18 protein-coding genes are annotated in these 19,997 nt (G+C 58.4%); 10 read left to right on the top strand and 8 right to left on the bottom strand.

Going from position 1 to position 19,997, the window contains the following annotated elements:
* Nucleotides 1–22: 22 nt before the first annotated feature.
* Complete coding sequence (proC, locus tag ACFQY0_RS08165) at nucleotides 23–823, bottom strand: pyrroline-5-carboxylate reductase (RefSeq protein WP_379711201.1); 801 nt, start codon at nucleotides 821–823, stop codon at nucleotides 23–25.
* Nucleotides 824–941: 118 nt separating this feature from the next.
* Here proC and ACFQY0_RS08160 point away from each other — a divergent pair, with 118 nt between their 5' ends.
* Entirely contained in the window at nucleotides 942–2,609 is a 1,668-nt protein-coding gene (locus ACFQY0_RS08160; protein ID WP_379711199.1) for a tetratricopeptide repeat protein, read from the top strand.
* 4 nt (nucleotides 2,610–2,613) lie between these two features.
* Here ACFQY0_RS08160 and ACFQY0_RS08155 read toward each other — a convergent pair whose 3' ends face one another.
* The 3 genes from ACFQY0_RS08155 to ACFQY0_RS08145 form a co-directional block, all read right to left on the bottom strand.
* Nucleotides 2,614–3,843: a 4-hydroxy-3-methylbut-2-enyl diphosphate reductase gene (locus ACFQY0_RS08155; protein WP_379711197.1), complete on the bottom strand. Its 1,230-nt coding sequence runs from the start codon at nucleotides 3,841–3,843 to the stop codon at nucleotides 2,614–2,616.
* Between the two features lie 203 nt (nucleotides 3,844–4,046).
* On the bottom strand, nucleotides 4,047–4,448 hold the full coding sequence (locus tag ACFQY0_RS08150) for a hypothetical protein (protein WP_379711195.1): 402 nt from the start codon (nucleotides 4,446–4,448) through the stop codon (nucleotides 4,047–4,049).
* Between the two features lie 74 nt (nucleotides 4,449–4,522).
* The gene (locus ACFQY0_RS08145; protein ID WP_379711192.1) at nucleotides 4,523–5,503 is read right to left on the bottom strand and encodes an AhpC/TSA family protein; all 981 of its coding nucleotides are present in this window, start codon (nucleotides 5,501–5,503) and stop codon (nucleotides 4,523–4,525) included.
* A 178-nt stretch (nucleotides 5,504–5,681) separates the two neighbouring features.
* On the opposite strand from ACFQY0_RS08145, the gene trpS reads away from it, so the two are divergent.
* The 5 genes from trpS to ACFQY0_RS08120 all read left to right on the top strand — a co-directional run bounded on the left by trpS (nucleotide 5,682) and on the right by ACFQY0_RS08120 (nucleotide 13,985).
* A complete protein-coding gene (gene trpS / locus ACFQY0_RS08140; protein WP_379711493.1) occupies nucleotides 5,682–6,647 on the top strand; it encodes a tryptophan--tRNA ligase in 966 nt (321 codons plus the stop codon).
* 367 nt (nucleotides 6,648–7,014) lie between these two features.
* Nucleotides 7,015–7,767: a YebC/PmpR family DNA-binding transcriptional regulator gene (locus ACFQY0_RS08135; RefSeq protein WP_379711190.1), complete on the top strand. Its 753-nt coding sequence runs from the start codon at nucleotides 7,015–7,017 to the stop codon at nucleotides 7,765–7,767.
* 11 nt (nucleotides 7,768–7,778) lie between these two features.
* On the top strand, nucleotides 7,779–9,644 hold the full coding sequence (rho, locus tag ACFQY0_RS08130) for a transcription termination factor Rho (RefSeq protein WP_379711188.1): 1,866 nt from the start codon (nucleotides 7,779–7,781) through the stop codon (nucleotides 9,642–9,644).
* Between the two features lie 440 nt (nucleotides 9,645–10,084).
* Complete coding sequence (locus tag ACFQY0_RS08125) at nucleotides 10,085–12,802, top strand: valine--tRNA ligase (RefSeq protein WP_379711185.1); 2,718 nt, start codon at nucleotides 10,085–10,087, stop codon at nucleotides 12,800–12,802.
* Between the two features lie 55 nt (nucleotides 12,803–12,857).
* Nucleotides 12,858–13,985 carry a DUF4332 domain-containing protein gene (locus ACFQY0_RS08120; protein WP_379711181.1) on the top strand — a complete coding sequence of 376 codons (1,128 nt, stop codon included), beginning with the start codon at nucleotides 12,858–12,860 and terminating at the stop codon, nucleotides 13,983–13,985.
* 53 nt (nucleotides 13,986–14,038) lie between these two features.
* Here the strand turns inward: ACFQY0_RS08120 and dtd are convergent, their stop codons facing one another.
* From dtd to ACFQY0_RS08105, 3 genes are read right to left on the bottom strand one after another with little or no spacing between them, the layout of a single operon-like run.
* Nucleotides 14,039–14,491, bottom strand: a complete 453-nt coding sequence (dtd, locus tag ACFQY0_RS08115; RefSeq protein ID WP_379711179.1) for a D-aminoacyl-tRNA deacylase — start codon at nucleotides 14,489–14,491, stop codon at nucleotides 14,039–14,041.
* A 6-nt stretch (nucleotides 14,492–14,497) separates the two neighbouring features.
* Nucleotides 14,498–14,857 carry a rhodanese-like domain-containing protein gene (locus ACFQY0_RS08110; protein WP_379711176.1) on the bottom strand — a complete coding sequence of 120 codons (360 nt, stop codon included), beginning with the start codon at nucleotides 14,855–14,857 and terminating at the stop codon, nucleotides 14,498–14,500.
* Nucleotides 14,857–15,474, bottom strand: coding sequence for a L,D-transpeptidase family protein (locus tag ACFQY0_RS08105; protein WP_379711173.1), 618 nt, complete (start codon nucleotides 15,472–15,474; stop codon nucleotides 14,857–14,859). The genes ACFQY0_RS08110 and ACFQY0_RS08105 overlap by 1 nt, the downstream gene beginning before the upstream one ends.
* Before the next feature lie 114 nt (nucleotides 15,475–15,588).
* Here ACFQY0_RS08105 and ACFQY0_RS08100 point away from each other — a divergent pair, with 114 nt between their 5' ends.
* The 3 genes from ACFQY0_RS08100 to ACFQY0_RS08090 are packed head-to-tail and all read left to right on the top strand — an operon-like array spanning nucleotide 15,589 to nucleotide 18,093.
* Nucleotides 15,589–15,888, top strand: a complete 300-nt coding sequence (locus tag ACFQY0_RS08100) for an FmdB family zinc ribbon protein (protein ID WP_379711170.1) — start codon at nucleotides 15,589–15,591, stop codon at nucleotides 15,886–15,888.
* A 43-nt stretch (nucleotides 15,889–15,931) separates the two neighbouring features.
* Nucleotides 15,932–16,654, top strand: a complete 723-nt coding sequence (locus ACFQY0_RS08095) for a hypothetical protein (RefSeq protein WP_379711168.1) — start codon at nucleotides 15,932–15,934, stop codon at nucleotides 16,652–16,654.
* Nucleotides 16,654–18,093, top strand: a complete 1,440-nt coding sequence (locus ACFQY0_RS08090; RefSeq protein ID WP_379711166.1) for a hypothetical protein — start codon at nucleotides 16,654–16,656, stop codon at nucleotides 18,091–18,093. Before ACFQY0_RS08095 ends, ACFQY0_RS08090 begins: the two co-directional genes overlap by 1 nt.
* Before the next feature lie 4 nt (nucleotides 18,094–18,097).
* On the opposite strand, the gene ACFQY0_RS08085 is transcribed toward ACFQY0_RS08090, so the two are convergent.
* Nucleotides 18,098–18,553, bottom strand: a complete 456-nt coding sequence (locus tag ACFQY0_RS08085) for a DUF5069 domain-containing protein (RefSeq protein WP_379711163.1) — start codon at nucleotides 18,551–18,553, stop codon at nucleotides 18,098–18,100.
* A 277-nt stretch (nucleotides 18,554–18,830) separates the two neighbouring features.
* On the opposite strand from ACFQY0_RS08085, the gene ACFQY0_RS08080 reads away from it, so the two are divergent.
* Entirely contained in the window at nucleotides 18,831–19,976 is a 1,146-nt protein-coding gene (locus tag ACFQY0_RS08080; RefSeq protein ID WP_379711161.1) for a hypothetical protein, read from the top strand.
* Nucleotides 19,977–19,997: the final 21 nt, after the last annotated feature.

Genomic DNA, 19,997 nt, shown 5'->3' with positions numbered 1-19,997 from the left:
GAGGGGAGTCGGAAAGCGAAAATCAGCCCTTTCCGAGTTCGGTGGCTCGGGCGGTGGCGGCGGCCACGGCACGGATTAGTGAGTTGCGGAAGCCGGTCTTTTCCAGCGAGGCGAGTCCGGCCACGGTGGTGCCACCGGGCGAGGTGACATTGTCGCGGAGCTCGGCGGGCGGGCGGCCGGTCTCGAGCACCATGGTGGCGGCGCCGAGCACGGTCTGGGCAGCAAGTTGGAGTGCCTGTTCGCGGGGCAGTCCGACTTCCACGCCGCCGTCCGTGAGGGCTTCAATGGCAAGGTAGATGTAAGCGGGACCGCTGCCCGAAAGGCCGGTGACGGCATCGATCATCGACTCGGGGACTTCGACGGCAAGGCCCACGGAGCCGAGCAGCTTGCTGGCGAAGGCGGCGTCGTTGTCGTTGGCGTGGCTGCTGCGGGCGAAGGCGCTGGCTCCCTTGCCGACGAGGGAGGGCGTGTTCGGCATGCTGCGGACGATGCGAAAACCCTCCGGGCTATGCTTTTCAAGCCACTCGATGGTCAGACCCGCGGCTATCGAGACCAGAGCGGCATCGCGGACGCCGGATTCCTTGAGGGAGTGGAGCGCGTCGGCGGCGGTCTGAGGTTTGGTGGCAAGGAGAAAGGTGTCGCAGTCGGTCAGATTCGCGAGCTCGGCAGTCGTGGGCGCCCCGGTCGCGCTGGTGAAAGCCTCGGCGGCCGCCGGGTAGGGGTCGAAGCCGATGACCTGGCTGACCTCGATGGCTTTCGCTCGAATGGCTCCTCCGATCAATGCACTGCCCATTTTTCCGCAACCGATGACTCCGAGTTTCATGGCGCGGACTCTATCCGGCGGGGCGTCGTGGGCCAGCGCGGATTTTGCGGATGATGCCGGAGTGTTTTGCTTGGACTGAAGTGAGACTTGGCAGCATCGTCCAGTCATGCGGAAGCAGATGATTTTAATCGGAGTGCTGGCGACGTGTGCGCTGGCGGTGGCGGATGAAGCGAAGCCGGATGGCAAAGTGCCGGCGGTGAATGCCGTTCTAGCAGAAGAAGTGGCGAAGCTTCCGGCTCCCGAGGCTCCGAAGGTGGGCAAGGGAGTGGTGATGGCCGTGACGACGTCCGACCCCAAGGCTCAGGAGGACGTTCTTCGGGGCCTTGCGTGTGTGCACGGTGGCTGGGACTACGAGGGCTACCGGCATTTCTGTGAGGCTCTCAAGAAGGATCCGGACTGCCTGATGGCGCATGTCGGAGTGCTCTTGTCGCTGCTCCAGTCCGACCTTGTTTTTGCTGAGGAAAGGGAAGCGGCATTGGATCGATTGATGGCATTGGTCGATGAGGGAGTGGGATCCGATTTGGAACAACGCTACGCCTTCGGTCTGGTCAAGCTGCTGCGGGATGGTCCGGGCGAAGCTGCGAGCTCGTTCGCCAAGATGGTGGAAGATTATCCAAATGATCCCCAAGCGGTGCTGTTCAACAGTCTGTTAGGTCGCAGCGGATATGATGAAACGGGCGATGCGACTCCAGACCAGGAAAGGGCCGAGAACGAACTGCGCGCTGTCGTGGAAAAACATCCGGATGTTCCTTACCTGCTCTATGGCCTGTTGGCGATCCGTGCGGAAGCGCCCAACCTGAATGAGGATCTGCCCCTGGCTCGCAAGCTTGTCGAGATGGCTCCTGAGTTTCCACCCTATCAGCATCTGCTGGGGCACTACGAATGGCGCTGCGGAAACCACAGCGCAGCTAGCGCTGCCTTCAGCAAGGCGGCGGAAATGTATGCCGGGTGGATGGAACACACCGGCCTGACATTCGCCGGCTGCCCGGGATGGATCAAGGCGGAGTGCTACCGGGCGGTGGCGATGGCCTCGATGGGTGACTACGAATCGGCCCTGGCCGTGGCCGAAGCCGTGGGTCAGATCGAAGTGAAACCCGACGATGCCGCCCGCGAAGGTGGTCGCCTCCTCCTTTGGGAGGGCAAGACACTTGCTGTTAGAATCTTGATGCGCCGTGGTGGCAAGGGTGACCTCGAGGGTGCGTTGAAGTTGCTCCCGACGGTGGAGCAGGCGAAGGCCTACGGTCAGAAGTCACTCGTCGTGTGGTCCTATCAGGCCTATGCCTCGGTGCTTGCCGGCCGGATCTCGGTTGAAAACAAGCGTCTCGATGACGCCCGTGGAGTGTCCAATGACATCAGTGAGCTCGGTGGTCGCTTTGTTCAGACCCGTGACCTTGCCGTTGCTGCGGGCGAGCGTTCACCGTGGCTGAGGAGCTTCAAGGCGATGGAGGTGATGGCGAGTGAGCTGCGGGGGCTGATCTCCATGGCGGGCAAAAAAGAAGATATGGGAAGCGCTTTCAACTGGTTCCGTGCCGCGGCGGACCGCCAGAGACTGGCGAGTCTGATGATGCCCCCTGCGGTGCTGCTTCCGATGGAGACGCGCCTTGGTGAGTACTACATGGCACGCCAGGAATGGAACAAGTCGATCGAGATCCTGATCGCAGGTCAGAATCTCTGGCCGAACGACTGGGAATTGCTCCACCTGCTCAAAACCGTCTTTGAGAAGGCCGGCATGAAAAACGATGCCGCCGATGTCGAAAAACGCATCGAGGCACTGCACGCCGACTAATCGTTTACGAGGCGGCCACCGTTTCCGCATCGATGCCGCGCAGCGCAAAGATGCGGAGAATCGTGTCTTCGATCAGGTTGTTAGGACAGGACGCGCCGGCGGTGATGCCGATGATGGCCTTTTCCGCGCTGAGGAGATCCTTCGGATAGGTGCTTTCGACTTCGGTCTTCTGATGGAGATCGAAGTGGATCACTTGTTCGAGCGAGTCCAGGCACTTGGCATTGCGGATGAAGAAGGTTGGGAGTTCCTGTTCGGCGATCTCCACCAGGTGAGTGGTGTTCGAGCTGTTGTAGCCGCCGACCACCAGGAGCAGATCCATCGGCTTGCGCAGCATTTCGAAAAGCGCGTCCTGGCGTTCCTGCGTGGCACCACAAATGGTGTCGAAGACCTTGAAGCGTTCTTCGGTCGTATCGCGATCGATGACGGCCTGACGGACGCGACGCTGGATTTCTTCGGTTTCACTCTTGAGCATCGTCGTCTGGTTGGCAACGCCGACGCTTTTCAAATGCTCATCCAGATCGAAGCCCGGTGAGAGGGCGCCCTTGAAGCGCTCGAAGAACGCATCACGGTCGCCACCTTCGCGAATGTAGCGGCAGAGGAAATCGGTGTCGTCGAGGGTGAGGACGATGACATAGTGGCCGGTGCCGTCGTCGCCGAGTGCGCGCGATGCGGTCGCCGCGGTTTCCTCATGGCCGGCCTTGCCGTGGATGATCGAGGTCATGCCTTCTTTGGCGTAGGTACGGACCCGGCGCCAGACCTTCATCACATCCCCACAAGTGGTGTCGACGACGTAACAACCGCGCTCCGCGATCTTGTCCATGAAGGATGTCGGTGCGCCGAAGGCAGGGACGATGACGACGTCCTCTTCTTCGAGCTTGTCGTAGTCGTCGGAGAGTTCCTTCCAGGGAAGCGAGACGATGCCCATGTCGACGAGTTGGCGGTTGACCTCGGGGTTGTGAATGATTTCGCCGATGAGGTAGATGCGCTGATCCGGAAAGACGCGGCGTGCGGCGTAGGCGAGATCGATGGCGCGTTCGACGCCGTAGCAGAAGCCGAACTGCTGGGCGAGCCGGATGGTGGTTCCGCCGATGATCAGCTCGCCGCCCTTGCTGCGGATCTTTTCAACGATCGATGACCGGTAGTGCGCTTCGACTTCCGCCGTGACCTTCTCCATCACATCGGGACGGCGGACATTGACGCGGGCGCGTTTGGTTTTCGGAGCGGGATCGGGCATGGCGGGAGTGTGGTGCGGGGGAGGATCGACTTGAAGCGCTAATCTTCAAGTCAAAGCACCTGCACGAACAATTTGGAAAAAATCAGGGCTTCAGGCCGCCGAATTGCTGGCTGGCCCCCGCTGGAGAGCGGGGAAGCAGACGAACTGCGGGCATGGTTTGCCCGTCTTCGCCGGACGATCCGGACGAAGCGGGTTGGGAGGGTTCATTGGTCCATCTCTTCTTCGATGAATGCGAGAACAAGGTCGACGAGCTCATCGAGGCCATCGGGAACTTCTTCTTCAATCGAGGCGAGGTAGTCGGATTCGGTCCCGCTGTAGTCATTGCGATCCTCGCTTTTGGTTTGGCACCATCGACTGGCGTTGAGAGGGTCGACCAGTGTGGTGGCGCCGATGAGGTCAAAAGAGTTGATGATCCGCTGGTGATCGACGCCACTTTGCCAAAAGTCATGCAATCCGTCCTCGCTCTCGAGTACGGGCACGGTTTCGTAAACGTCCATCAGCGCTCGTTCTTCGCGGCTGAGCGCGCGTTCGGCGGATTCGCTTTCAAGTCGATCAACGAGAATCTCAACTTCATCCGGCCATTCAATCGGTTCCTGGGAAAACATCTCGGGCGGATTTAAAGACGAGAAATGAGAAGTGAGAAGCCCCGACTTTGCCCGAGTTGTCGAGTCGGCAAAAATCAGGCATTTGCAGCTTCATTGGTCGAGGGTTCGGGTTGGCCCTCGAAGAGACGTGGGAGGTTGGGGAGTTCGGATTGATCGTGCGCACGCTGGGCGTTGATGATCTCGCCATTGCGGAAAAGAAAGGCACCGGGCATTTGCAATCCATCGCCGGCGAGGTGCCCGACACCACAGCCCCGGATCAGTGAGACGCTCATGCGGAAGAGAACAAGAGGTCCGAAGAGTTCGAAAAAACCGCCCTTTCCGAGGCCGAAGGCGCGGTAGAGTTCGCACATCGGATCGGCGATGCGGGCGATGCCCTTGCGTGGTTCGAGGTAGCTGGACTCCGCGCCCTCTTCGAGCATGTGGACCAGCACGAGGCGCGCACCATGACGATCGGTTTCTTCTTTCAGCGACTGGAGTTCGCGCAAAATCTGGCGGGTAAAGGTGCAGCCGAAATGGCGCAGAAAGACCATGGCGAGGGTCTTGTTCTTGCTGGCTTCGGCGAGGGTTTCGCCGGAGGAGAGGCGATAGATCTGGGCCGCTTCGTCGAGGCTCAGAGGGGCCTCGCGACTGGGGGGGCGACCCATGTGGGCCTGGGCGGCGACCCAGAGGATGGCAGCGAAGGGGAACCACCAGATGACGTCGTCGACCATGGCAAGCAGCAGCAGGTGCCCGGGGAGCTTTTCATCAAGCAGTGATGAGAGGAAGGTCAGGATGACGAGGTTGAATTTGGCGAAGCCGGCGAGGACGATCGGCCAGTGCCGGATCGGGGAGCGGGCAGAGATGAGGAAGCCAATGCCCAGCGCGGCGGAAAGCAGGCCGATGCCACGCCACAGCGCCGGATGGTTCGGTCGCTCGATCCCGGCGAGGTCGAAGCACATGTGTGGCCAGATATTCACCCATGCTCCAAACATCACATGGTAGGCTCCGGCAGTGAGGAGGGTGAAGGTGATCCATCTGGGAGCCTGGCAACGGGCTCCACGACACTCAAAAGGCATGGGGCAGGGTAGATGAAGAGGGATAACGCGCAAGGGGGAGAATGGGGAGAGTGGGGAGAGGGCGTTCGGGCTCGTTTTGCGCATGTCCGGTGGGCCGATGCACTGCAATGGATTTTCGATGTCCTTCTCCCTATTGGAGGTCTTGACCGCCGCGGCGGGAGTTCTCATGGTCCGCGCCATGCGGATTTTGACGGGTCTCCAACCGAGCGGAAAACTTCACGTCGGAAATTATTTCGGCGCGATGGAACCGGCGGTGAAGTTGCAGGAAGAAGGCGATGCTTTCTATTTCATCGCGAACTATCACGCGATGACATCGGTGAGAAATCCCGACGAGCTGCGCGAGTATACCCGCGAGCTGGCGGTGGATTTCCTGGCCTGTGGTCTGGATACCAAGAAGGCGGTTTTTTTCCGTCAATCGGACGTGCCGGAGGTCAATGAGCTGGCGTGGATACTTTCGAGCGTGTGCCCGGTGAGCCTGTTGGAAAAGTGTCACTCCTATAAAGACAAGGTGGCCAAGGGGATTTCACCCAATCACGGGCTCTTCGCGTATCCGGTGCTGATGGCGGCGGACATTTTGCTCTACGATTCGAATCTGGTGCCTGTGGGAAAGGATCAGAAGCAGCACCTTGAAGTGACGCGCGATCTGGCAGGCAAGATCAACGAGGCGTATGGCGAAGGCACGCTGGTGATGCCGGAGCCAATCATTCGTGAGAACTCGGCGGTGGTACCCGGTCTTGATGGCCAGAAGATGAGCAAGAGTTACAACAATACCTTGCCGCTCTTTGGGGTGGAGAAGCCTTCGAAGAAACTGGTGATGAAGATTCCGACGGATTCGACGCCGGTGGAGGATCCGAAGCCCACCGAAGATTCGCTGATTTTGCCGCTCTTCCGTCTGTTTGCCGATGATGCGGCCTACGCCCAGTTGGTGGCGGATCATGAGAAGGGCGGGATCGGCTATGGCGACTTCAAGAAGCGCCTGGCAGAGGCCTACTGGGATTACTTTGCTCCGATGCGGGCGCGCCGCGAAGAACTCATGGCGGATCCGGGATTTGTCGATCAGGTGCTGGCAGGCGGCGCGGAGAAGGCCCGTGAGGCCGCAAATGTGGTGCTCGATCGCGTCCGGAAAGCGGTGGGATTGGCTTAAGGGCCCGCTTTAGGGAAGGGCTCTCTGAGCGCCTTTGGCTCGGATGGCGACTGAAGTCCCTGGGTTGCTTATTCCGTGTGAAGACGGGACGATGAATCGCTGGTGGCGGCTGCCAGGGTTTTGGTGGCGGAAAAATGCTTTGCCAAACGGGCATTTGCCGGGCATCGTGCCGTCGTTCGAGTGACGAAGCACCTGCAGGTTTGTCTGGTGCTCCGGGTTTGAAAACCCTGCTGCCTCCTTTTGGGCTAACGGTCAGGGATTGATCCTCTCCCGGGGAAATCGCATTCGTTCACCTCCGTTTTCCAGCGGTTCCTATGGCAGGAGATCCCTTCCGCCAGGGAATCATCCCACTTCCAATTGAAGTATAATGGCCGGTCACAACAAGTGGTCCAAGGTTAAGCACATCAAGGCTCGCGTCGACGCGATCAAAGGCAAGGTGTTCAGCAAGTGTGCCCACGAGATCGCAATCGCCGCGCGCGATGGCGGCGGTGACCCGACGCTGAATCATCGCCTGCGCGCGGCGATCGACAGCGCGAAGGCGGTGTCGATGCCGAAGGACAACATCGAGCGGGCCATCAAGAAAGGCACCGGCGAGCTGGGTGGCGAGGCGATTCAGGAAGTGAGCTACGAGGGCTATGGCGCCGATGGCGTTGCCTTCATCATCGAGGCAGCAACGGACAACCTGAACCGAACCGCCGCCGACATCCGTTCCATTTTCACGAAAAATGGTGGCAGCGTGGCGACGCCCGGAAGTGTTTCCTATCAGTTCGACCGCAAGGGGGAGATCCGGATTTCCGCCGAGGGGATCGGTGAGGACCGGATCTTGGAGGCCGCCATTCTGGCAGGTGCCGATGAGGTGATCAGCGACGAGGAGGAGCACACGATTCTAACGGCTCCGACCGAGCTCGCGGCGGTCGCAGGGAAGCTGCGTGACGCGGGTTGCGAACTGCTTTCTGAGAAGTTGGTCTCGATTCCCCAGACGACCACGCTGGTTCGCAATGAGCACCGTGCGCGCGAAGTCATCAAACTTTACGAGCTGTTGGATGACTATGCCGACACCATGAATGTTTTTACGAATTTTGAAGTAGCCGACGAAGTGCTTGAGCTGCTCGAAGCCTGATATTTTTCCAAATGAGCGACGAAACCACCGAGGAAGCACGCAAGTCCAAGAAGGACACTGCGAATGATGCCCCCGTCAAAAAGAAAGCCGCCAAAAAAGCGGCGGCTAAGAAAGCCGTGAAGAAGGTTGCCAAAAAGGCTGCCAAGAAAGCGGCTAAAAAGGCGGTCAAGAAGATGGCGAAGTCTTCCGACGATGCTCAGGCAAAACTTCCCTTCGATGATCCGGAGCCGAAGAAACCAGCGGCCCGCGAGAGCAAGCCGAAGGAATCTCCTGCAGCCGTGAAGATGGAGGTGAAGGAGCGGACCGAAAAGCCGGAGAAGTCCGAAAAATCAGAGAAACCGGATCGGTCGGAGAAAGCTGATGAGCCCGTCAAGTATGGGCGCGTTCCAGGCGGTGGACCGGTGCAAAGAGATGAGCGCCAGTCCGACGAAGATCGGCCCGAGAGGCAGGAGCGTCGTGAGTCGCGGCGTGAGCGTGAGGATTCCGGCGAACGTCGCGAAAGGAATGATCGAGGTGACCGCAACGATCGCAATGACCGCTCGCTACGCAATGATCGTGGAGGGGATGGTGCTCGATCGGATCGCGATGATGGAGGTCGCCGGCGCAAGCGTCGCCGCAACCGCCGCCGCGGTGATCGCAATGAGGGGAACCGTGGTGACAGCACCAACCGCGGCGATGGCAACCGCAGCGACAATCGCCGGGATGAGCGTCAGGGGCGCAACCGCGATGACAGTGAAGTGCGTGATCGTCAGGTAGTGCTCGAGGGTCCGAAGGTGGAGGTCGATGGACTGTTGGAGATGGCGCCGAAGGGCTTTGGCTTCCTGCGTTTGGCGTCGAAGAAATTCGAGCAAGCCAAGGATGATGTCTTTGTTTCTCCGGACCTCGTTCGTTCGCATGGACTGCGTGTTGGCGTGTGGATTCACGGCCTGACTCAGGAGGGACCGCGTGGTCCCCAGTTGGTGGAGATCACATCGATCAACGGCATGCCTCCCGAAGAAGCTCGCAAGCTGCCTGCCTTTGAAGAACTCAAGGCGATCAACCCTAACAAGCGGATTTCCTTTGAAACGACCCAGGATCGCTTCACGACGCGTGTGGTCGACTTGATGTCGCCGGTGGGGCGCGGTCAGCGTGGCTTGATTGTTTCTCCGCCGCGTTCGGGCAAGACCACACTGTTACTGCACATTGCTGAGGCGGTGCGTGAGCTGCATGAGGAAACAATGCATCTGATGGTGGTGCTGATCGACGAACGTCCCGAGGAAGTCACCGAGTTCCGTCGCTGTCTGCCCGAGGCTGAAATCTACGCGAGTTCGAATGATGATCATCCGCGTAACCACACACGGATCGCCGAGATCGCAATCGAGCGGGCCAAGCGCCTCGTCGAGGCCGGGCAACATGTTTTCCTGCTCATGGATTCGATTACCCGCCTCGCGCGCGCCTACAATGGCGGCATGCGCGGCAAGGGTCGGGGTATTGGATCGGGTGGCGTAATGGTGGGCGCGCTGGAGACGCCGCGTCGACTCTTTGCCGCGGCTCGGAATACCCGTGAGGCTGGATCTCTAACAATCCTGGCGACAGCTCTGATTCAGACGAACAGCCGGGCCGATGACGCGATTTTCCAGGAGTTCAAGGGCACCGGCAATATGGAGCTCGTGCTCGATCGGAAGGTTGCAGAGAATTACATCTACCCGGCGGTCGATATCTTCAAGTCCGGCACCCGCCGGGAAGAGCTGCTGCTTCCCGAGCATACCTTGCACAAGATCCACATGATTCGTCGCGGGCTTTCCGGACATCGGCCGGAGGAGGCCATGGAGCGGCTTCTCTACTTTTTGAAGAAATTCCCCAATAATCCTCAGATGTTGTTGGAAATCAAAGGGTGAGTCCTCGCGTGTTTCGGGCGCTTGGTGGCGGGATTCGTCGGATCAGAAGAAATCTGACGGATTCGACCCATTTTTAAGAAATATTCGGGGCTCAGGAACGTTTATACCTTTGTAAGCCCGAACGCAAAAGGGCTCACGAAATTTGCTGAGAGGCTCCGGCCTTAAAGCCAGAGGCTCGATCGAGCGTTCCTTAGGTTTTTGGGTTTTTTCCTAGGGAATAGCGGTCGGGCCTCATTTCGTTTTGGGTGGAATCTTCCTTTCTTTAAGTTGTTGAGGGTGAGTATGTTGTGGGGGGGTATGAAGGCGGTTGGGGTTCTTTTTCCGACGGGAGTTGTTTCGGGGTGAAGACGAGCCATGGGGGCATTCACGAGCGTCATGTCACGGCTGCTGAGGTTGCCATTCTTTACAAAGCCTAAGGGCTCTGGCATCCATCCGCCGCGATGTCAGATTTGTCCAAGGCCTACGAACCCCAAGAGGTGGAAAAGAAGTGGTATGCCGCTTGGTTGGAGGGGAAGTGCTTCGAAGCCGATGCCTCATCCGACAAGCCTGCTTACTCAATTGTCATTCCTCCTCCGAACGTCACGGGGATTCTCCATCTGGGACACGTGCTGAATAATTCGCTTCAGGACATCCTGGCTCGTCGGGCGCGCCAGACCGGCCACGAGGTATTGTGGCTTCCGGGTACCGACCATGCAGGCATCGCGACCCAAGCCAAGGTCGAGCGTGAGCTGCGCGAGACCGAAGGCAAGACCCGCCGCGACCTTGGACGCGATGCCTTCCTTCAGAAAGTCTGGGACTTCAAGGATCACCACGGCGGCATCATCATCAAGCAGCTCAAGCGCTTGGGTTGTTCGTGCGATTGGTCGCGTGAGCGATTTACGATGGACGAGGAATACACCAAGTGGGTGAGCCAGGTCTTCGTCGATCTTTTCAAGGAAGGTCTCATCTACCGCGGCAAGCGAATGGTGAACTGGTGTCCGGTTTCTCTAACGGCTCTCTCCGATGAGGAAGTCATCATGACGCCGCGAAAGTCGAAGCTTTATACCATGAAGTATGAGCTGGTGGATGCGCCGGGTGAGTTTTTGAAAATCGCGACGACCCGTCCGGAAACGCTGATGGGTGACGTGGCGGTGGCGGTGAACCCGAAGGATCCGCGATACAAGGACTACATCGGCCGCAAGGTCCGCCGTCCATTCCCCGAAGCGGAGATTCCGGTGATTGCGGATGATCATGTCGACATCGAGTTCGGCACGGGTGCGCTGAAGATCACGCCGGCCCATGACAAGGCGGACTTTGACATCGGCATGAAGCATGGCCTCGAAATCATCGATGTGCTTCATCCGGATGGGACGATGAACTGTCCCGAGTGTCCGGAATTCGACGGGCTGGATCGCTTTGTCGCGCGTCGCAATGCGGCGGCCAAGCTTGAGGAGATGGGACTGCTGTTAGACGTCGAGGAATACGACAACAACGTCGGCTACTCCGAGCGTGCCGGTGTGCCGATCGAGCCGCGCATTTCGATGCAGTGGTTCCTCAAGTATCCCAAGGTGAAGGAAGCTGCTGATGCGGTGGCCAATGGCGACATCACGATGCGTCCGGCCCGTTGGCAGAAGACCTATGCGCACTGGATGGAGAATTTGCAGGACTGGTGCATCAGCCGCCAGCTGTGGTGGGGTCATCAGATTCCGGTCTGGTACCGGAAGGATAAGCTCGATCTGCTGAAGGATGCGGAGTCGCTTGATATGGGTGATCTCGAAGCCGGTGACATTCATGTCGGCATCGATCCTCCATCGGATGAAGGCAACTGGGTGCGTGACGAAGACGTCATGGACACCTGGTTCAGCTCATGGCTCTGGCCATTCGCGACGATGGCGGGAGTGGGCGAGCAGAGTGAAACGCTGAAGAAGTTTTATCCGACCACCGATCTGGTGACGGGGCCTGACATCATCTTTTTCTGGGTCGCGCGGATGATCATGGCGGGCTACCGCTTCGCCGATCAGCTGCCGTTCAAGAACGTCTACTTCACCACGATCATTCGCGACCTGAAGGGTCGGAAGATGAGCAAATCGCTCGGCAACTCGCCGGATCCGATTGATCTGATGGACAAGTATGGCGCCGACGGCTTGCGCTTTGGTCTTTTGAGGATCGCGCCGGTGGGTTCGGATGTGCGCTTCGATGAATCGCAGGTCGAGGAGGGGCGGAACTTTGCCAACAAGCTCTTCAATGCCTGCCGGTTCCGTCAGATGGCGGGAGAAGTCGAACTGCCGGAGAGCGATGAGGCGGATGATGAAGAGGAGTTCGAAGTCGTGGGAGATGCCCGTTGCTACCATCTCGACATCATGGCGAAGCTTGATGAGCTGAGCGCCGATCTCGAGCGAATTTACAAGGACTACCGATTCGGCGAGATCGCCGCGCGTCTCTATGAGTTCCTTTGGAATGAGTTCTGCGACAAGTTCCTCGAGGCGGTGAAGGGTGACCTCCGTGATACCGCAACGCTTGAAGCGCGAGCCGTGACGGTGACCGTTTTCGATGCGGTGATGAGCCGTTATCTGCAGTTGCTGCATCCTTACATGCCCCACGTGACCGAAGAGCTTTCGGAACGCATGGGTTACATGGAGGAAGGAGAATTCCTGATGAATGCCGAGCTGCCGGATGAGCCGCTGCTGGGCTCTCTAACAAAGGAGGAGATCGATGCGGAGAAAGCCAAGGCTGCGGCAGTTTATGAAGCGGCAGGACGTTTGCGGAACCTGAAGGCGGAGTACAATGTGGCGAGCCGCAAGGATGTGAAGTTCGTGATCAAGAGGTCGCCGGAGTGGCTGGCCAAGGAAACGGATGTGCTGGCGCTGCTCGCCGGTGCGGGTGAGATCGAGCTCGACGAGGATTTCGCAGCGCCGAAGGGCACGCCGATTTCCCTAACAGGAATTGGTGAGGTGGCGATGCCGCTCGAAGGGTTGCTCGATGTCGAGGCGGAGAAGGTCCGGATCACTCGGGAGATCGAGAAGACGACTCAGGAACTGAAGCGCTCGGAAGGGAAGCTTGGGAATGCCAACTTTGTCGATCGCGCTCCGCCGGAAGTGGTGGCGCAGGAGAAGGAGCGACTCGAAGAGTGGCGAACGAAGCTCGCCCAACTCGACGAGATGCTCAAGGGGCTCGGATGATTTCTTGTATCGGACTCCATCACCGCTAGCCTCCACCTCTCTAAACCCTACGGACGTGCAAACCCTGGAAAGTATCAAAGTCATCAACCCCGAGAACCGCGAGTTGCTTGAGGCCGCTGGTTGGGTGGATCCCCGTCAGCTGGCACTGGCGAGTGCCAAAGGCGTCCATGCCGAGTTGGTCAAAGCGAACGGAATCCTGAAGTTGGCCGAAGTGGCGCCGACGCTTGAGGCAGTCGGTCAATGGATCTCAGACGCCCGGAGTCTGACGGGTGTGGAGCCGGAAGAGTCCGAGGAGGAATCGGGTACTCTCGAGCTGCACGGAGAATGGGAGGCCGGGCCCACGGGTCCGGTGAATTACGAGGAGGACCCGGAGGTTCAGGAGATGCTCGATCAGGCTCCGATCGCGATTCCACTTCCGAACCAGCTGCTCGCTGAAAAGGGGATTTCCCCCTCTGAGATCGCCATCGCTCCGGTTCTTAATCGGGCTGAGACGGACCTGGAGATCCGAGTGAACTCGAAGGAGCGTCTGCAAGCCTCCCCATCATCTAACAGCACTCCAAAAGTGCGGCAGAAGGGGGTCGTCAAGGTCGCTGATCCCAACCGGAATCTCTCGGACGCTGCGAGGAAGGCGCTGGATGTTTCACGGGTCCGGACGATGGAGCAATCCGAAGTGGAGCCGGACCCCAGTCAGACGGAACAAAGGAGACAGACCCGCGATGAGCGACTCACGTTGCTACGGACCACCCGTGAGAAGACGAACCGAGGAAAGAAGCCGGGGACTCGCCGATACATTCGGGGAGTGCTCCATGATCGGCCTTTTCAGGTATGGTTCGGCTGCCTGATCGTCATTCTCTTTCAGATCACGGTGCCGCTATCCATCGTCGCGGCAGTGCTGCTGATGATCACCGAGCACTCGCCGACCAAGCTCGAGTGGGTGCCGAAATGGATCATCGCGTTTCCTTTGGCGCTTCCGATTCTGGGAATCTTGTACTTTGCCATCTCATTCGGTGTGAAGTGCCGGGTTTGTGGCCAGAAGGTCCTGGTCCACCGCCATTGCCGGAAGAACTCGAAGGCCCACCATATTCATGGATTGGGTTATGTCCTTCCACTCGCGGTGCAAACGCTGCTCTTCCGCTGGTTCAACTGCACCTTCTGCGGCACTTCCATCCGGATTAAGGAATAAGGGCGCCTGATCGGGGCGATTTTGAGCATGGGATCGTCGGCGGAAGACTCCGACTATTCCCTCGATTTCGAATCGATGCTGATGGTCACGGGACCGTCGTTGACAAGGGCGACTTTCATGTCGGCGCCGAATTTTCCGCGACCGATGGTTTTGCCGAGTTCCTTTTCCATCATGGAACAGAAGGACTCGTAGAGGGGCTCGGAGATCTCGGGTCTCGCGGCACGGATGAACGACGGTCGATTGCCCTTCTTCGTCAGCGCATGGAGGGTGAACTGGCTGACGACGATGGCATCGCCCTGGATGTCGGCGAGGGAGAGATTCATTTTGTCGTCTCCATCGGCGAAGATCCTCATGCGACAGATTTTTCCGACGAGCCACTCGGCATCAACGAGCTCATCGCCTTCCTCGATCCCGAGCAGGACGAGCAAGCCGTGGCCGATCGATGAGGCGATTTCCTTGTCGATGGTCACGGAGGCTTCGGAGACCCGTTGAATGACAACACGCATGGAGACTCAGTATTTTGGAACGCCGGGATCGATTCGCTCGGACCAGAGGTCGATGCCACCCGTCATCGACCAAGCTTGCTGAAGTCCTTTCGAGCGTAACCAGTCAGCTGCTCTGAGCGAGCGGATGCCATGATGGCAATAGACGACGCATGGCTTGCCCTCGGCGACGATCGCTTCTGCCGCGTAGGGGAAATTCGAGAGGGGGGCAAATTGAGCGTGAGGAAGGTGATTGAAATCCCACTCGTCCTGCTCGCGACAATCGATGAGCTGAATCGTTCCCTCCGCGATAGCTGGAGCGAGTCCCAGGACGTCCTCGACCTTGAGTTCGAAGACGTATTCGGGATCAGGCAGGCCGAAATCGGACATTACTCGACGATGACCGGCGTGCCGAGCGGGGCGTTGTCGAAGAACTTCTTGGCCATCTTGTCCGGCATGCGGACGCAGCCGTGGGAGGCATTGTAGCCGGGCAGGTATCCGGTGTGCATGCCGATGCCGCCATCGAAGCGGAGGAAGTTCCACATTGGAGCGCCGACGTAGTAGGCTCCAGGCGGGACCTTGTCCTTTCGGGTGTCGACGTCGTCATTGATGACTCGGTCCGTGCCCTTTTCCTTGAAGACGCCGTAGAGATTGGAGCGGTGGTCGCGACTCTTCTCGGTCACCTTGAAGGTTCCTGCGCGAGTGCCGTGGCCTTCATCACCGGCCGAGATCCGGGAGACTCCGACGAGCTCGGAGCCTTTGTAAAAGTAGGCTTTCTGCTGCTTGCGGTTGATCTTGATCAGCGGCGCGCCTGTCTTGCCATCGCCGGCCCAGTAGGACATGTCGTCGGGCAAGGCCGCGCCCGGGTCGGTAGGTGCGCGGTCCTGCTGTTGAGCTGGTCCGTAGGCAGCCAGGTAGCGGCTTTCGCCTCCGCTGGTCATGGAGTTGGTCCAATCACAGGAGCTGAGAGCAAGGCTGAGGAAGGCAAGGATGGCGGCGACTTTCATGGTTGGGATGTGCTGGCGGAGATAGATAACCGCATTCCGCTGATGGTCAAGGTGTGAGACGAGGGTTGCAAGGGCCGGGCGAAGTGCTATTGAACGGCCCGAATCCTAAAATTTATGCCGAATTACGACTACAAGTGCCAGACCTGCGGTCACGTCTTTGAGGTGTTTCAAAGCATGAATGATCCCAAACTTGAGGATTGCCCGCAGGAAGGATGCGAGGGAAAGGTCAAGCGCCTGCTTGGAACCGGCGCGGGTTTGATTTTCAAAGGTGGGGGGTTTTACGAAACGGACTACCGCTCCCAGTCCTACAAGGATGGAGCGAAAAAGGACAGCGAGAGCAGTAAGCCCAAAGCCGAGCCCAAGGCGGAGTCAAAGCCGAGTAAGCCTTCCTCGACCACCAAGTCTTCGGACTGATCAGACGCTTCCCACCTTGGTTACTTTCTGGTACCGCTGACCTATGGCTGACAAAGACAATGACTCAAGTCCCAGGAGCAGTTGCGTGGGAAAGCTCGCAGGGCTTTTTCTGCTGCTGATCGTCGGGGGATTGGGTGCGGCCCTTTTTCAGATCTCGCAGCCTCAGGATCTGTCGGATATCGCGGGCTACGGCCCGCGCGCTGAAGGTCAGTCGCCACGCAATCTGAAAGGGGTGCTCGCGAATTCACTCAAGGGCAATTACGAGCTCACACTGACGGAGCACGATCTCAATCTCTACCTTCGTGATACCTTGAAGGTGAAGCAAGGTGGCTATCTGGCGAGCGAGGTGAGCCTCGATGATGTGGTGGTGCGTTTGGAGAATGATTACGCAGAGATCATACTGGTGCGGACGATCGCCGGTCATCCATTCACGCTCTCGATGTTTCTCCGTGTTGAGCAGAGCGAGCTTCCCAATGGATCAATCCTCAAGGAAGTCGTGCGCAATCGTGGTCCCTATCATGAAAGCATTCCTCGTCCGGGTGTCGGCGGTCGTTTTGGAAAGTTGCCGGTGCCGGAGGGCTTTCTCCTCCTGGTGATGCCGGCATTTGAAAAGCTGGCGGCGGTCTATCGGGATACGAGTTCAAAGGACCCGGTCAAGGAGCTCGATTACGTCGAGGAGATGGCGCGTTTCTCGATCGTCGATGGCAAACTGGTTCTGGATCCGCGTCCGAACACCCAGGAGATGATGGGGCCAGGAGGTTTCTGATGAAGCTCGCCATTCCAATCTCGCTGCTCCTGCTGGGGGCGACTTTCGCAGCAGGCGAAGAAGTCGAGGAGGCTGTTCCGCTGCTCGATGTCGAGGCGATTCTGCCCGAGGACGAAATGGTGCCCTTCGAGATCGAGGAGCCGAAGATCGATCCAGGCATCGAAGTCGCGGAACGCGCCATTTCCGCCAGCAAACAATTTGCCATCAGCGGTGGCGAGAAAGGGCAACGCGGTTCACTGGCATTGGAGGCTGAAGAGCTCCGCCTGCGGTTCCACCAACTCCTTGGAATCGAGAATCCCCCGGTTGTTGTGCCGATCGAGGTGGTTCTTCATGGCAAGGTCGGCGATGAACCGCGCAAGCGGCCTCTGGCCTATCAACTCCGCTTCACGAAGGATACGTTTCTGTTAGAAATTCACGTGGATCTTTCGCGGGGCATCGATCGGGATCGGATGGACCGGGCAATCCTTTCCGGGTTGCTCTATCAACGCAGCTTGATTGAGGTGAAGCCGGGGGAACTGGACTCGCGGCTGCTGGTTCCGGTGTGGCTGGTGGAAGGACTTCGCGAGGCGGAAAAGTGGCGGGCGGGAAAGGGCGACCGGAAGGTCTACGAAGGCGTGTTCAAACAGGAAGGCCTGTTCAATCTCGATCAGCTCATGAGCATGCATGAAGCGGGATTCGAGCGGCTTGACGGCGCATCCCGCGTCGCATTCCGGGCGCTGTCCGGTGCCATGGTCATGGCCCTGCTGGAACAGCCGCGCGGGCAGGAGGCTTTCGTCAGTTTTTGCAACGAGGTGGCTCGCTACGATGGGGAAATGCCGATTTTACTTCGCCAGCATTTCCCCGAACTGAATCTGTCCGAGCAAAGTCTCGCGAAGTGGTGGGCGCTCACGCTTGCCAAACTTGCCGATGCGCCGCTGACCGAATCACTGGGAATTGCAGAGACGGAAAAATTGCTTTCGGAAGCCTTGCGGATTCGCTTCCGGACAGACGAGGGAAATCTGGAAAGTGTACCTCTCGAACAATGGGAAGGGGTTCTGTTAGATGAGGAGACGGATCGCTTTGCGGCGATTCGTCCGGCCCAAGAGGCCCTGAATCACCTGAGCTACCGCTCGTTTCCGTCCTACCGTCCTCTGATTCTGGATTACCATCAGATCCTGATCGATTGGGCCAGCTTCCGCAATTTGGGGGATCTGGACGGAAAGCTCGGTGAGCTATCTGAAAGCCGGACGCTGATGTTGGGACGCTCGATCCGGGCGAGGGATTTCCTCGACTTCAAGGAGATCGCGGAGGCCACCGAGCTGAGTGGAAGCTTCGATGACTATATCCGGCTGATCGATGAATTGAAGGAGCGTCCGCGTCCCGAGCGAAAAGATCCGATCTCCAGGTATCTCGATACGCTGGAGCGGATCTATGAACGCCCGGATCGGACGAAGAGGTAGCCTTTCAAATGCGGCCTTCCTCGATGTCATAGACATCGAACCAGACGTAGACGATTTTCCCGGCTGGGATGCACTCGGGAATGTAGTCTTCGAGAAACTCCTGAAGCTCAATCGGCATCTCGCTGATGTGTTTGCAACGCATCTCGTTGTTCCACTTGATGATGTCACGGCGCTCCCGTGATTTGGCATTCTCGTTAATCCACTTGGCAACAGCCTCGTCATCGGCGCCCGTTGCAACGAAGGCCTTGAAGTCGTCGGCTGAAATGCCGGTGAAGCTCAGGAAAAAACCATCCAGCGGACAATCGAAGTGGTATTCGCCATTGGTTCCGGCAAGGACGGCACGGCACTTGTCGAGCGTGCGAGCTGCAACGACATAGCCTCCGAGCGTTTCCCGAGGACTGCGTGGGAATTCTCCACTGGCGAGATCGAGGGCGAGCGACTTGAGATTTGAATCGGACATGGGGGGAAAGTAGGGGGCCATTGCGGTGCTGCAACTTAAAGTTGAAGGAGTCAGCGCCTGAGGTGAGATCGCATTCTGATCACAAATCCCGGGGGAAGTGTTCCCGGCCTTTCGACGTGAACGAAATCCGGATCGACCGCGGAACCCAATTTTCTTCGATCTGCTCGTTAACGCCTTCCGAATTGCGACCATCTTCAACCGAGTCTCCAGCGAAGTTGCTGGGCACTTGCGAATGTCGTCGAGGTGGAAATCTCTGCGACAGGAAAACCCAGAACCCATGAAAAATACCATCTCGAGCCCCTTGGGGGCGATACTTGCGGCGACGGTGTTGTCGGCATCCGTATCCGCGCAATCGGTAACCGTTGCCATCGACGGCAACGTCGGCGCTCCCAACGGCGTACAAGTCGGAGCAGGAGCCACCAATCCCACCAAAGACAATCTGGTCGCAGAGAACTCCACCCTGTGGGGGGTAAGCAATTCGAGCAATGTTGCAGGCTTGATTTATTTTTCCTATTCGGACCTCGCCGGGACAACGCTTCCGCCCACGATTCAGGCGGGAACCTACAAGTTCGAGGCGCGGATTGGCAATGGTGATGCGTTCGACTTCGTCGGCCTGAATGATCTCACAACCGGTATCAATACGGAGGGGGGATCGGTCGCCGGATTTTTCACAACGCTCGCTGGCACAGCGACAGGGGCGGGGGCGGTAGCACAGGCTGCGGCGAATGACTCGAAGAACAACATGTACACGGAGTTCAACTCGATCGCCGGAGTGACCTATACAGCCCCTGCTGAGCCAGCACCGGAAGATCTCGAGTGGACGACCTGGACCTTCATCTGGGAGATCGCTCCTGGTAGTCCGGTGATCGGATCGAATCCCTACTTCGCGGTCTACACCAAAACGGGCGGAAACGGGGCCGGGTTTTGGGATGACTCGACGCTCAAATACTCCGCTAGCGGCGTGTTTCCTTCGATAAGCAGTCTCACGGCAGATCCTGGGGGATTGGGCTCAGGCGATCCCGTGACTCTCCGTTGGTCGTCGATGAACGCCAGCATTCTCACCCTCGACCCGGGAGGCATCGATGTGAGTGGCCAAACAAGCGCGGTGGTTAATCTTACTGCGACGACCGTTTACACGCTGACAGCGAGTGACGGCGTGAACTCGGATTCGGCCGATATCGAGATCGTGGTTGGTCCCCAGATCAATTCCTTCACCGCAGATCTGCAGGAGGTCGAATCCGGAGATCCTGTGACTCTGAGTTGGGATGTGAGCAACGCGGGTAGCCTCACTCTCGACCCCGGCAATATTGATGTTCTCGGGACGGGTTCAATCATCGTCAGTCCATCCGCACCCACGACCTACACTCTGATGGCGTGGACGACGGCTCCGACTATTCTAACTTCGTTATCATTGAGGGCCTGAGCGCTTCCAACTTCTCTCTTG

The organism is Haloferula chungangensis, assembly GCF_042664875.1.
Lineage (GTDB): Bacteria > Verrucomicrobiota > Verrucomicrobiia > Verrucomicrobiales > Akkermansiaceae > Haloferula > Haloferula chungangensis.
Note: the sequence above shows the minus strand (reverse complement) of the source record. Positions and strands in the feature narration are given on the sequence as shown.